General features: G+C 74.2%; 18 protein-coding genes. 15 read left to right on the top strand and 3 right to left on the bottom strand.

Annotation, left to right across the window (positions count from 1 at the left end; all coding sequences use genetic code 11):
- Positions 1–147: 147 nt before the first annotated feature.
- A complete protein-coding gene (locus F1D97_RS11640) occupies positions 148–615 on the bottom strand; it encodes a CoA-binding protein (RefSeq protein ID WP_236120667.1) in 468 nt (155 codons plus the stop codon).
- 38 nt (positions 616–653) lie between these two features.
- Here F1D97_RS11640 and F1D97_RS11635 point away from each other — a divergent pair, with 38 nt between their 5' ends.
- The 8 genes from F1D97_RS11635 to F1D97_RS11600 all read left to right on the top strand — a co-directional run bounded on the left by F1D97_RS11635 (position 654) and on the right by F1D97_RS11600 (position 6,962).
- On the top strand, positions 654–1,283 hold the full coding sequence (locus F1D97_RS11635; protein WP_236120666.1) for a CDP-alcohol phosphatidyltransferase family protein: 630 nt from the start codon (positions 654–656) through the stop codon (positions 1,281–1,283).
- A complete protein-coding gene (locus tag F1D97_RS11630) occupies positions 1,280–2,398 on the top strand; it encodes a DUF881 domain-containing protein (RefSeq protein ID WP_236120665.1) in 1,119 nt (372 codons plus the stop codon). Before F1D97_RS11635 ends, F1D97_RS11630 begins: the two co-directional genes overlap by 4 nt.
- On the top strand, positions 2,395–2,727 hold the full coding sequence (locus F1D97_RS11625) for a small basic family protein (RefSeq protein ID WP_048341858.1): 333 nt from the start codon (positions 2,395–2,397) through the stop codon (positions 2,725–2,727). The genes F1D97_RS11630 and F1D97_RS11625 overlap by 4 nt, the downstream gene beginning before the upstream one ends.
- A gap of 2 nt (positions 2,728–2,729) precedes the next feature.
- The gene (locus F1D97_RS11620; RefSeq protein ID WP_236120664.1) at positions 2,730–4,235 is read left to right on the top strand and encodes a DUF881 domain-containing protein; all 1,506 of its coding nucleotides are present in this window, start codon (positions 2,730–2,732) and stop codon (positions 4,233–4,235) included.
- 124 nt (positions 4,236–4,359) lie between these two features.
- Complete coding sequence (locus F1D97_RS11615) at positions 4,360–4,812, top strand: FHA domain-containing protein (RefSeq protein ID WP_236120663.1); 453 nt, start codon at positions 4,360–4,362, stop codon at positions 4,810–4,812.
- Between the two features lie 136 nt (positions 4,813–4,948).
- Positions 4,949–5,632 carry a transcriptional regulator FtsR gene (ftsR, locus tag F1D97_RS11610; protein ID WP_396022592.1) on the top strand — a complete coding sequence of 228 codons (684 nt, stop codon included), beginning with the start codon at positions 4,949–4,951 and terminating at the stop codon, positions 5,630–5,632.
- A 90-nt stretch (positions 5,633–5,722) separates the two neighbouring features.
- Complete coding sequence (locus tag F1D97_RS11605) at positions 5,723–6,250, top strand: bifunctional nuclease family protein (RefSeq protein ID WP_236120661.1); 528 nt, start codon at positions 5,723–5,725, stop codon at positions 6,248–6,250.
- A 124-nt stretch (positions 6,251–6,374) separates the two neighbouring features.
- Positions 6,375–6,962: a MerR family transcriptional regulator gene (locus F1D97_RS11600; RefSeq protein WP_317618863.1), complete on the top strand. Its 588-nt coding sequence runs from the start codon at positions 6,375–6,377 to the stop codon at positions 6,960–6,962.
- An 87-nt stretch (positions 6,963–7,049) separates the two neighbouring features.
- Here the strand turns inward: F1D97_RS11600 and F1D97_RS11595 are convergent, their stop codons facing one another.
- Complete coding sequence (locus tag F1D97_RS11595) at positions 7,050–7,814, bottom strand: ParA family protein (RefSeq protein ID WP_236120660.1); 765 nt, start codon at positions 7,812–7,814, stop codon at positions 7,050–7,052.
- A 126-nt stretch (positions 7,815–7,940) separates the two neighbouring features.
- Here F1D97_RS11595 and F1D97_RS11590 point away from each other — a divergent pair, with 126 nt between their 5' ends.
- The 7 genes from F1D97_RS11590 to F1D97_RS11560 all read left to right on the top strand — a co-directional run bounded on the left by F1D97_RS11590 (position 7,941) and on the right by F1D97_RS11560 (position 11,114).
- Positions 7,941–8,603: an MBL fold metallo-hydrolase gene (locus tag F1D97_RS11590; protein WP_236120659.1), complete on the top strand. Its 663-nt coding sequence runs from the start codon at positions 7,941–7,943 to the stop codon at positions 8,601–8,603.
- Complete coding sequence (locus tag F1D97_RS11585) at positions 8,600–8,749, top strand: hypothetical protein (RefSeq protein WP_236120658.1); 150 nt, start codon at positions 8,600–8,602, stop codon at positions 8,747–8,749. The genes F1D97_RS11590 and F1D97_RS11585 overlap by 4 nt, the downstream gene beginning before the upstream one ends.
- Before the next feature lie 28 nt (positions 8,750–8,777).
- Positions 8,778–9,272, top strand: a complete 495-nt coding sequence (locus F1D97_RS11580; protein ID WP_236120657.1) for a GNAT family N-acetyltransferase — start codon at positions 8,778–8,780, stop codon at positions 9,270–9,272.
- 72 nt (positions 9,273–9,344) lie between these two features.
- On the top strand, positions 9,345–9,554 hold the full coding sequence (locus F1D97_RS11575; protein ID WP_236120656.1) for a VOC family protein: 210 nt from the start codon (positions 9,345–9,347) through the stop codon (positions 9,552–9,554).
- A gap of 67 nt (positions 9,555–9,621) precedes the next feature.
- On the top strand, positions 9,622–10,050 hold the full coding sequence (locus F1D97_RS11570) for a helix-turn-helix domain-containing protein (protein WP_236120655.1): 429 nt from the start codon (positions 9,622–9,624) through the stop codon (positions 10,048–10,050).
- Positions 10,051–10,102: 52 nt separating this feature from the next.
- Positions 10,103–10,510, top strand: a complete 408-nt coding sequence (locus tag F1D97_RS11565) for a VOC family protein (RefSeq protein ID WP_236120654.1) — start codon at positions 10,103–10,105, stop codon at positions 10,508–10,510.
- 79 nt (positions 10,511–10,589) lie between these two features.
- The gene (locus tag F1D97_RS11560) at positions 10,590–11,114 is read left to right on the top strand and encodes an ASCH domain-containing protein (protein ID WP_236120653.1); all 525 of its coding nucleotides are present in this window, start codon (positions 10,590–10,592) and stop codon (positions 11,112–11,114) included.
- 40 nt (positions 11,115–11,154) lie between these two features.
- Here the strand turns inward: F1D97_RS11560 and F1D97_RS11555 are convergent, their stop codons facing one another.
- Positions 11,155–11,520, bottom strand: a complete 366-nt coding sequence (locus F1D97_RS11555; protein WP_236120652.1) for a VOC family protein — start codon at positions 11,518–11,520, stop codon at positions 11,155–11,157.
- Between the last annotated feature and the right edge of the window lie 113 nt (positions 11,521–11,633).

Genomic DNA, 11,633 nt, shown 5'->3' with positions numbered 1-11,633 from the left:
TGGCCAGGGCGTCTGTCGACTCGAACTTCTGGGGGGACGCGACGAACTCCGCGATCGGCGACAGCCTACCGGTCGCGCGGCCGTCCGGGCAGGCCAGGGCACGCCGCGAGCCGGGTGAGTTCGCGCACACCCGCGGACCGTCGACGGTCACAGGCCGCGTGCGGGCCCCTCGATCGCGGGGCACGCGTCCATCACGACGTCCAGCCCGGCGTCCCGCGCACGTGCCGCCGCGGCCTCGTCGACGACGTCGAGCTGCAGCCACACCGCGCGAGCACCGCGCGCGATCGCCTCGTCCACGACGGCGCCCGCGAGCCTCGCGTTGACGAACACGTCGACGACGTCGACGTCGCCCGGGACGTCCGCGAGCGTCGCGTACCCCGGCGCGCCGTGCACGGTCGCGGCCGACGGGTGCACGGGGACGACCTCGTGGCCGAGTCGCTGCAGGTACGCCGAGACGCCGTACGCGGCGCGAGCCGTGTTCTGCGACAGCCCGACGACGGCCCACCGGCCGGGGGAGCGCAGCAGGCGGTCGATCACGTCCGGGTCGTTGGAGTGCACGGCGACAGCCTCGCACGCGAGCGCGCCGGGTGCGCGGGGCGCACGTCCCGGCCGCATAGGATCGGGCGCGCACACGACGAGGGAGCGGCACGCGCGTGACGGAGAAGGCACAGCAGGGCACACGGGGCGAGCACGGCGACGGCCCCGAGATCAGCACGCGCGTGCTGACGGTGCCCAACGCCATCAGCTTCGCGCGCCTGCTGCTGGTGCCCGTGTTCGGCGTCCTGATCGCGTCCGGCCGCGACGGCTGGGCCGTCGTGGTGCTCGCGGTCTCCGGGGCGAGCGACTGGCTCGACGGCGTGCTCGCCCGGCGCCTCGGTCAGGTCAGCAGGCTCGGCCAGCTCCTCGACCCGGCGGCGGACCGCCTGTTCATCGCCGTGACGCTCGTCGGGCTCGTCTGGCGGGGTGTCGTGCCGTTGTGGCTGCTCGTCGTGATCCTCGCGCGCGAGGTCGTGCTCGGGGTCATGCTGATCGTGCTCGGGCGCGCGGGCTACCCGCCGCCGCAGGTGCACCTCGCGGGCAAGGCCGGCACGTTCGCGCTGCTGTACGCGTTCCCGCTCCTGCTGCTCGCGTCGTGGGACTCCTGGGTCGGCACCGTCGCCGAGGTCGCCGGATGGGCGTTCGCGCTGTGGGGGGTCGGGCTGTACTGGTTCGCCGGCGCGCTGTACCTGCTCCAGGCCCGGCGCCTGCTGCACGGGCCGCCCGCGCAGGAGGCCACCGCGTGACGACGCGGCACACCACGGCGGGTGGCGCCGGGCGTCGGCCCGACGCGTCGATGACGCTGCTCAACGAGGTCTACAGCTCCTCGCTCGACGAGGGCTACGCACTGGTCGCCGCGCGCCGGGCCGCGGGGACCGCACCCCGCCCGCACGCCGCGCGTCGCGCGGTCATCCTCGTCGTCGCCGTCGGCGTGGGCCTCGCGAGCTCGGCGGCCGCGATCGCGCTGCACCAGCCGACCGCCGCCGCGCAGGAGGCCCGCGAGCTCCTCGAGTCGAGCATCGTCGAGCGCAACGACGAGGCCGCCGAGCTGCAGGAGGAGGTCGCGTCGCTCAGCTCGCAGATCGCCGCGCTGCAGTCCGCGCTCATCGGCCCGGAGAGCACCGCGCTGCAGCAGGCCGCGACCGTCGGAGCCGTCGAGGCGGGCCAGGTCCCCGTCGCGGGCCCCGGGCTGCGCGTCGAGCTGTCCGACGCGCCCGACGCCGACCCGGACGCGGGCGACGACGACGCGCGCGTGCAGGACGTCGACCTCCAGATCGTCGTGAACGGCCTGTGGTCCGCGGGCGCCGAGGCGATCGCGATCAACGACCAGCGCGTCACGGCCACGACCGCGATCCGCAGCGCGGGCAGCGCGGTCCTCGTCGACCTCGTGCCCCTGTCGGGCCCGTACCGCGTCGAGGCGCTCGGCAACCCCGTGGAGCTCCAGACGGGCCTCGCACGCGACACCGCCGGCCAGCTCCTCACCGCGCTGCGGAGCACGTACGGCATCGGCGTGGACATCTCGCGCCAGGACTCGCTGTGGCTCCCGGGCGCCGGGCAGGTGACGCTGCGGCACGCGACCGTGCCCGACGACGGGCTGCCGGCCGAGCTGCGCCCGACGCCCACCCCGAAGAACACCCCGGACGCGGCCGTGGACTCGCCGTCGGGCGGCACGGTCGACCCGGGGAGCGGCGACGGCGAGATGTCGCTCGACGCGTCCGCCGTCCACCGGGCGGGCGACGCGCCGAGCAGGTCAGTTTCGTCCCGCGCGGCGCGTGTGGCAGGGTCGGCCACGCACGCGGCCGCGCTGCCCGCCGAGCCGCACGTCGCAACCGTGCGTGAGCGTGGGGAGGGACAGCCGTGATCGCGGTGATCGGACTCGTCGTCGGCGTGGTCGCCGGACTCGTCCTGCAGCCCACCGTGCCCGCCGAGCTGCAGCCGTACCTGCCGATCGCGGTCGTCGCCGCGCTCGACGCGATCTTCGGCGGCGTGCGCGCGATGCTCGACGGCATCTTCGACGACCGCGTCTTCCTCATCTCGTTCCTGTCGAACGTGATCGTCGCCGCGCTCATCGTCTTCCTGGGCGACCAGCTCGGGGTCGGCAGCCAGCTGTCGACCGCCGTCGTCGTCGTGCTCGGCATCCGCATCTTCTCCAACGCCGCGTCGATCCGCCGCCACCTGTTCAAGGCCTGACCATGACCGCACGCGACGCCGACGACGAGCCCGCGGGCCAGGACCGCGTCGCGGCGCCCGCCCGCGACGGCGTCGTACCCGCGGTGTTCGACCCGCTCGCCGACGCGCGTCCCGCGGGCGACGACGACCCCACCCTCCGGCCTGCCGAGGAGCCGCTCGACGTGCGGAGCGGCGACCCCACGGGTGACGACGTCGTGCACGACGACCCCCCGGGTGACGACGTCGTGCACGACGACCCCGCGGACGACGCCGTCGTCCCGGTCGACCCCGCGGACGAGCACGCCGGCCATGACGACCGTGCGGACGACCCGGGGCCCGAGGACCTCATGCCCGACGACGCCGTGCCCGACGACGCCGTGCCCGCCGAGGGTGTGCCCGCCGACGCTGTGCCCGCCGAGGGTGTGCCCGCCGACGCTGTGCCCGCCGAGGGTGTGCCCGACGGCTCCGTGCTCGAGGACCTCGCCGACGACACGTCCGTCGACCTGCGACCTTCGGACGACGAGCTCGCCCGGCCGCTGTACGACCCCCTCCCGCCCGCGGACGACGAGCCCGAGAGCTTCGAGCCGGTCTACGCCGAGCTCGCGGAGGACACGCTCGGCGGCACGGAGCCCGGTGCCGACGAGTCCGGCACCGATCGTCTCGGAGCCGATCTCGACGTCGATCTCGAGGGCGAGATCCTCGCGGACGACCCGGACGGCGCGGCACACGACGGCGCCGAGGGGGACGAGCCGGTCGAGCGGGTCCCCGTCCCGTCGGCGAGCGCAGCACTCGTCGACGTCCCCGCACGCAGCGGGTGGGCGGCGCTCGCGCGCGCGATGGCTCCCCGCGCGACGCGCGCGCAGCTGGTCGCCGGCGTGCTGTGCGCGCTGCTCGGCTTCGCGGTCGTCGTCCAGGTGCGCCAGAACGACGAGAGCGCGCTGTCGGGCCTGCGGCAGTCGGAGCTCGTGCGCGTGCTCGACGAGACGACCGAGCGCGGCGACCAGCTGCGTCGCGAGGTCTCGGAGCTGCGCGGCGAGCGGGACCGGCTCGCGTCGGGCTCGGACGGCCAGGCCGCGGCGATCGACTCGCTGCGCCGCAGCGCGATCACGCAGGGCATCCTCTCGGGCCGTCTGCCGGCGCAGGGGCCGGGCGTCCAGGTGACGCTGCTCGACCCGGGCCGGGACCTGCAGCCCGTCACGATGCTCAACATGCTCGAGGAGCTGCGCAACGCGGGCGCTGAGGCGATCCAGCTCAACGACCACCGCGTGACGGCGAGCTCGGCGTTCACGGGGACGCGTGGCGACGTGCTGCTCGACGGCGAGCGGCTCGAGCCGCCGTACGTGTGGCTCGCGATCGGCGACCCGTCGACCTTGTCGATCGCGCTGCAGATCCCGGGCGGCGCGATGGCCACGGTGCGCGGCACGGGGGCCACGGGGACCGTCGAGGAGCGCGACGAGGTCGTCGTCACCGCGGTCCGCTCGCTGCCCGACCCGGCGTACGCGAGCCCGGTGCCGGTCGAGGCGGGCTGACGAGGGCGTTCGTGACTCGGACGGAGGGCTGCGCCAGGGCGTGGCGTTGCATAGGGTGGAGCGATCGGGACGCGACCCGACGACGGGTTCGACCAGACAACCGATGACGGACACGGGAGGCCTAATGACCGACGACGAGCGGACCACGCGCGCCGCCGGCCCGGAGACGACCGTCAACTTCGGCCAGATCGGCCCGGTCGAGATCGAGCAGGGTGCACCGGTCGGGCTCACGCCCGAGGAGTCGGCCGCGGTGCAGGCGCTGCCGCCGACGTCCGCGCTGCTCGTGATGCAGCGTGGGCCGAGCGCGGGTGCCCGGTTCCTGCTGGACGCGGAGCGCACGGTCGCGGGTCGGTCGACGCAGGCGGACATCTTCCTCGACGACGTGACGGTCTCGCGCAAGCACGCGGAGTTCGTGCGCGAGGGCGCGCAGTTCGCCGTGCGGGACATCGGCTCGCTGAACGGCACGTACGTCAACCGGCAGCGCATCGAGTCGGCCGTGCTGCGCGCGGGCGACGAGGTGCAGATCGGCAAGTACCGCATGACGTTCCACCCGAGCCCGCACCGCGAGGACGCATGACGCGCACGGGGACCCGCGCGTGAGCCAGTCGACGGGCGCTGCGGTGAGCGCGCGCCGCTCCGCCCCGGAGCCGGTCGACGCGGGCGTCGCGCCGACCGAGGAGCAGGCCGCGACGCACGAGCCGTGGCCGCGGGGCATCTCGCGCCGCGCCAGCATGCGCATCTCGGACGTGCTCCAGGCGCTGCAGATCGAGTTCCCGGCGGTCACGCCCTCGAAGCTGCGGTTCCTCGAGGAGCAGGGGCTCGTGGAGCCGGTCCGCACGCCGGCCGGCTACCGGCAGTACTCGCCGGCCGACGTGGAGCGCCTGCGCTTCGTGCTGCGCCAGCAGCGCGACCGCTACATGCCGCTCAAGGTGATCGGTGAGCGCCTCGCGGCGCTCGACGCGGGCGAGGAGGACGAGCCCGCGCCGCGCGCCCGCCTGGCCGCCGCGGACGGCGTCCTGACGCGTCCCGACGCACGGCTGTCCGCCGACGCGCTCGCGCGCGACGCGGGGGTCGAGGCGTCGCTCGTCGCCGAGCTGGTCGAGGCCGGCGTCCTGACGCCCGGTCCCGGCGGGGGATTCGAGCCGTGGGCGCGCGAGATCGTCGTGACGGCGGCGGCGCTCGCCGAGCACGGCATCGACGTGCGGCACCTGCGGCAGTTCCGTGCTGCCGCGGAGCGGCAGGCCGACCTCGTCGAGCAGGCCGTGGCGCCCTGGAAGGGCCAGCGCAACGCGTCGGCCCGGGCCCGCGCGGCGACGATCGCCGCGGAGCTGGGGGAGTTGTGCGCGCGCATGCACACGGCTCTCGTGCGCTCGTCGGTGGCCGACCTCCTGCCGTGAGGGACGGCCGCCCGGGCGCCGGACGCGGACGCGTGCCCGGTCGTCGCGCGTCCGGCGCGAAGCGGCGCCGGGAGACGTAGCGTGGACCCTGTGGACCCGGATCTCGTCGTCGTCGAGGTGGTCGGGGTGCGACGGCACCCGACCGTGGACGAGAACGTCGTGCTGCTCCTGGACCCGGACTCCGAGCTCGTCGTCCCGATCCTGGTGGGGCCGCACGAGGCGGGCGCGATCGCCGCGGCCCAGGCGGGCGTGGTCCCGCCGCGTCCGATGACGCACGACCTGCTGCGCGACGTGATCCTCGCCGAGGGCGACCAGGTGCAGCGCGCCGCGATCACCCGGCTCGAGGACGGCGTCTTCTACGCGGAGCTGCTGCTGGGCAACGGCGCGCGGGTCGACTCGCGCGCGTCGGACGCGATCGCGGTCGCGCTGCGGTTCGGCATCCCGGTGCTGTGCTCGGCCGAGGTGGTCGCCGTGGCGGGGGTCGAGGTGCAGCGCGAGGACAGTCCGGACGAGGACGTCGAGCGGTTCCGCGAGTTCCTCGACCAGGTCACGCCGGAGGACTTCGAGACCGGTGACGAGCCGGGGGAGAGGGGATCGGGACCTCAACCTTCACCTTGAGGTTGAACTTCAGACACGCCGACCGCGACACGCCCCGCGTGTCGTTGCGTCCGGGGGTCGGGGTCCCTAGCGTTGCCCACAGGCGGTCGGGCGATCGCACGACCGCACGACGACTGGAGGAAGCGTGGCCAACGAGAACGCGGAGGACGTGACGATCGTCCCGCAGCGCGCGCAGGGCCTCCTGTTCGACGACGACCTGCCGGACCTGGACGACGCGACCGGCTACCGCGGCCCGACCGCGTGCCGCGCCGCCGGCATCACGTACCGGCAGCTCGACTACTGGGCCCGCACGGGCCTCGTGGAGCCGTCCGTGCGCCCGGCCACCGGCTCGGGCACCCAGCGGCTCTACTCGTTCCGCGACATCCTGGTGCTCAAGGTCGTGAAGCGACTGCTCGACACGGGCGTCTCGCTGCAGCAGATCCGCACCGCGGTCGGCCACCTGCGCGAGCGCGGCGTGGACGACCTGGCCCAGATCACGCTCATGTCCGACGGCGCCTCGGTCTACGAGTGCACGTCGGCCGACGAGGTCATCGACCTGGTCCAGGGCGGGCAGGGCGTGTTCGGCATCGCGGTCGGCCGCGTGTGGCGCGAGGTCGAGGGCACCCTCGCGGAGCTCCCGACGGAGCGCGCCGAGGAGGAGGCGGCCCCGCCGGCCGGCGAGAACGTGCACGACGAGCTGGCGATGCGCCGGCGCGCACGCTCGGCGGGCTGAGCCCGACGACCCCTGACGTACCGAAGGCCCGTGGTCCGTGGGACCCCGGGCCTTCGTCATGCGCAGGCCGGACCCCGGGGGAGAGAGTTACCGGCGCGGGGCGCGCAGCGCGCGGTCCAGCAGCGCGTCGAAGATGCCGGACAGCTCCGCGGCCGCCTGGCCCGGCCAGGCGTGCACGGGCTGCGCGGCGCCCTGAGCCTGCTGCAGTGCGGCACGCTCGGGGACCGAGGGGGACAGCAGCAGCGGCCCGTACAGCGAGCCGAGCTCCTCGAGCCGGTAGGCCTGCTCCAGCGAGCGCGCGCGCACGCGGTTGACCGCGATGCCGAGCGGCTGCAGCTGGGGCGCGGGGCCGCGGCGCAGCTCGTCGATCGTGCGCATGGCGCGGCCGACGGCCATGACGGCGAACAGGCCGGGCTCCGTGACGACCATCGCGCGGTCGCACGCGGTCAGGCCGGTGCGCGTGAGCGAGCCGAGCGACGGCGGGCAGTCCACGAGCACCAGGTCGTAGTCCTGCACCCAGGACAGCGCGAACCGCAGCCGGTCGAAGTCGCTGTCACCGAGGCGGTCGTGCTTGGCGTTGCGTTCCGAGCCGACGAGCACGTCGAGCCCGTCCTCCGCCCACGAGCTCGCCACCGTCGCGGACCGCACGGTCTCGGCGCTCGGCGCGTCGAGCACGTCGGACACGTCGCCCTGCTCGGGACGCGCGCCGAGCGACATGGTGCAGTCACCCTGCGGGTCCATGTCGACGACGAGGGTGCGCAACCCTCGTTCGAGGGCCGCGGAGGCCAGACCGAGCGTCACGGACGTCTTGCCGACGCCACCCTTGAGGCTGCACACACCGAGCACGAGCACCCGGCAACCGTATCGGCTGCGGCGTGCCCGAGGGGACCGTGTCCCACCGGCGCGAACGGTGCGGACCGGGACGAAGGTGGGCGTGGCAGCGTGCGTCCGCGCTGGTGGACGCGCAGAATCACCCACATGACACTGCGCCTGACCCGGTGGGGCCACTCCTGCGTCCGGCTCGACGACGACCGTCGCCACCTGCTGATCGACCCCGGCTCGTTCTGCGCGCTCGACGACGCGCTCGACGGGGCCCAGGCGATCCTCGTGACGCACGAGCACGCCGACCACCTCGCGGTCGACCGGGTCGCCGAGGCCGTCCGGGGCGGGATCCCCCTGTGGGGCCCGGCACCCGCCGTGGCGCTGCTGCGCGAGGCGGACGCACCGCAGGACCTCCTGCACGTCGTCAGCGGCGGCGATCACGTCGAGGCCGCGGGCTTCTCGGTCCGGGTCCTGGGGGAGTGGCACGCGGTGATCCACCCCGACATCCCGCGCATCCCCAACGTCGCGTACCTCGTCGAGGGCGTGCTCCACCCCGGTGATGCGCACGTGCAGCCCACCGACCGGCCCGACGTCCACCTGCTGCCGATCTCCGGCCCGTGGTTCACCCTGACGGAGGCCGTGGACCGCGCCAGGGACGTCGGCGCGCGGCGCATCGTGCCGATCCACGACGGGCTGCTCAACGAGCGCGGGCTCGGCCTGCTGCACACCCTGGTCGGCCGCCTCGTGCGTGGCTCCGAGCTCGTCGCGCTGGCCACGGGGGAGTCCGTCGAGCTCGCGAACCAGGAGGTGACCTCATGACCGAGCAGCACCCTGACCTGCCCGGGAGCACCGAGGAGATCCCGCTCCTCGAGGAGGACGAGACGATCCCGCCGCGCCCCGAGGAGGAGGTCGCCGACGTGGCGCGCTCCGTGCCCGACCCGCTCGGGCATGGCGGTGGCGAGTGAGCGCCTGTTCGTACGGCATCCTGTGAACGTGCAGATCACGCGGGCAACTGAGGACGACTGGGCACGAGTGCGCGACATCCGTCTGCGTGCGCTCCGCGAGGACCCGGACGCCTTCGGCTCGTCACTGGAGCGCGAGGAGCGCTTCAAGGAGAAGCACTGGCGGATGCGCACGCGCACCGTGCCGACGTGGATCGCGATCGACGACGACGGCGAGGTCCGTGCGCTCGTCTCGACGCTGCTGGAGCCCGGGTCGCCGACGGACGACCGGCACATCGTCAGCCTCTGGGTCGCGCCCGAGGCGCGTCGCCGGGGGATCGCGTGGGCGCTCCTGGACGCCGTGCGCCAGGCCGCGATCGCCGAGAAGGCCCGCACGCTGTCGCTGTGGCTCGTCGACGGCAACAACGCGGCCGGCGACCTGTACGTGCGCGCGGGCTTCGCGCGTACCGGTGAGCGCATGGCGGTGCCGCGCGACCCGGACGTCACGGAGGAGCGCTACGTCCTCAAGCTCCCGCGCCACCTCTGACGACAGGGGACGGCGTCCCGGAGATGGGCCGTCGTTCTCTCTGGCCGTTCTGACATAATGTGCATTATCGGCTTGCTCCCAGGGCCCTGCCAGAGCGAGGGCGCGCCGACGCAGCGCACGATGCTCGACTTCCGGGTCCGCGACCTGGACGCGATGCTCGCGCAGCTGCGCGCCCACGGCGCGACCGTCGACGACGAGACGCAGGACATGGACGGCGTGGAACGCTTCGGCTGGGTCACCGACCCGGACGGTAACCGCATTGAGCTCTGGCAGCCGGCATGACGCTGCCTGCCAGGACGTTCGCACGTCCGTTCGACCCCGCCTGTGCCCACGGTTCGCCAGGCCGCTCGTGAACCGCGACGCCGAGGACCTCAACCGTCGGCTGCTGCGTGCACGTGACGCCATGGACCGCGCCTACGCGGCACCGCTGGACGTCGCATCGCTCGCGCGCGTGGCGTTGATGTCCACGTCGCACTTCGCGCACGAGTTCCGACGCGTGTTCGGCGAGACGCCGTACCGGTACCTGCAGCGCCGCCGGGTCGAGCGCGCGATGTTCCTGCTGCGGACGACGAGCACGAGCGTCACCGACGTGTGCCTCGCGGTCGGGTTCACGAGCCTCGGCACGTTCAGCCGCACGTTCGCCGAGGTGGTGGGGTGCTCCCCCACGGCCTACCGCGAGACGCTGGCCGGGACGCCGGAGCCTGGCTCGGGCTCGTGGTCGATGCGGTGGGGGCGACCGAGCAGTTTCGGAGAAGCGCATCTCCCCCGGCTCCCCTAGCGTGGTCGTCGTCGGCAAACGATCGATGAAACCGCAGGTCAGGACGCCTCTCGTGCTCGAACGCAACAACCTCTCGTCGATCTTCGTCCTCGACCAGGACGAGGCGCTGGCGTTCTACGTCGACGTGCTGGGCCTCGAGGTCGGTGCCGACGTCGACTTCGGCGCCATGCGCTGGCTCACCGTCCGGGTGCCGGGCGACCGCAAGCAGATCCTGCTCGAGCGACCCGGCCCGCCGGCGCACGACGACGCCACGGCCGAGCAGGTGCGCGACCTGGTGACCAAGGGTGCGGGCGGTGGCTGGCTCGCGTTCACGACGGACGACGTCGACGGGACGTTCGCCCGGCTGGTCGAGGCGGGGGTCGACGTCACGCAGGAGCCCACGGATCAGCCGTACGGCCGCGACTTCGCGATCCGCGACCCGTTCGGCAACCACATCCGCATCGGCGACGTGCGCGACTGACGGACGTGCGCGACTGACAGCGCGGCGCGCAGGACGGCCCCGGCTCGATCCCTCGGCGCCGGGCTGGCACGCTGCGTGCATGAGCGATGCCCTGCCCGAGGTCGACCGCGAGGCCGCCGGCGCGCTGTGGGCGGCGTACGCGGCCGCGCACCCGAGCGCCGCCGCGGCGTCCGACTACAGCGTCGAGCACTTCGGCGACTCCCCCGCCCTCGCCGACGCGCTGCTGCGCGCCGTCACGCACGGCCCCAAGCGCGCGACCGCCGAGCTCGTCGACGCGTTCACGGCGGTGGGCGACCCGCTGCCGCGCATCGGCGGGCACTGGATCGCGTGCGACGGCACCGGGCGGCCGGTCGTGGTCCTGCGCACGACGGAGCTGCGGCTCGCGACGTTCGACGAGGTCGACGCGGACTTCGCGTACGACGAGGGCGAGGACGACCGGACGCTCGAGTCGTGGCGCCGCGAGCACCGCCGCTACTGGACCCGGACGTGCGCCGCGCGCGGGGTCACGTGGTCGGAGCAGGACGAGATCGTGTGCGAGCGGTTCGCGGTCGTGTGGCCGCCCGAGCTCGCCGATACGGCGACGCGCCGTCCGACGAGTTCCTGAGCAGCGACGACGCGGCTCCCGACGTCGTCGCGCGCGCGGTTCAACGGCGGTGCTCGACGAGTCCGACGAGGTTGCCGTCGGGGTCACGGACGAACGCCTGCCACTCGTCGGTACCCGCAGGGCCGAGGGCGTCGTCCGCGTGGTGGAAGATCACGTGCGGCTCGCCCTCGACGGGCACACCGGCGCCGCGCAGTCGTTCCACCGTCGCGGCGACGTCGTCGACGCGCAGGTACAGGGTCGCCGACGGCGCACCCGCCTCGAGCAGCAGCCGGACCCCGTCGAGGTCGAAGAACACCAGGCATGGTGGCTCGAACCGTGCCGCGGGAGCCCGGCCGAGGAGATCGGCGTAGAACGCGGCGGACCGGTCGAGGTCGGTGGCGCGCTGGGCGACCTGCACGAGGCTCATCGGCCCATGCTCCCGCTCCGTGCCTTCGCGCGACACCCCTGTGCCGCGCGAGGCGGTGCGCTCGGCCCGCGCGAAATGCCTGGGTGCCCGGCGCGGGCCGTGACAGGGTGCCG

The sequence above is a fragment of the Cellulomonas palmilytica genome, from assembly GCF_021590045.1.
Classification (GTDB): Bacteria; Actinomycetota; Actinomycetes; order Actinomycetales; family Cellulomonadaceae; genus Cellulomonas; species Cellulomonas palmilytica.
This window is presented reverse-complemented; position numbering and strand designations above follow the sequence as displayed.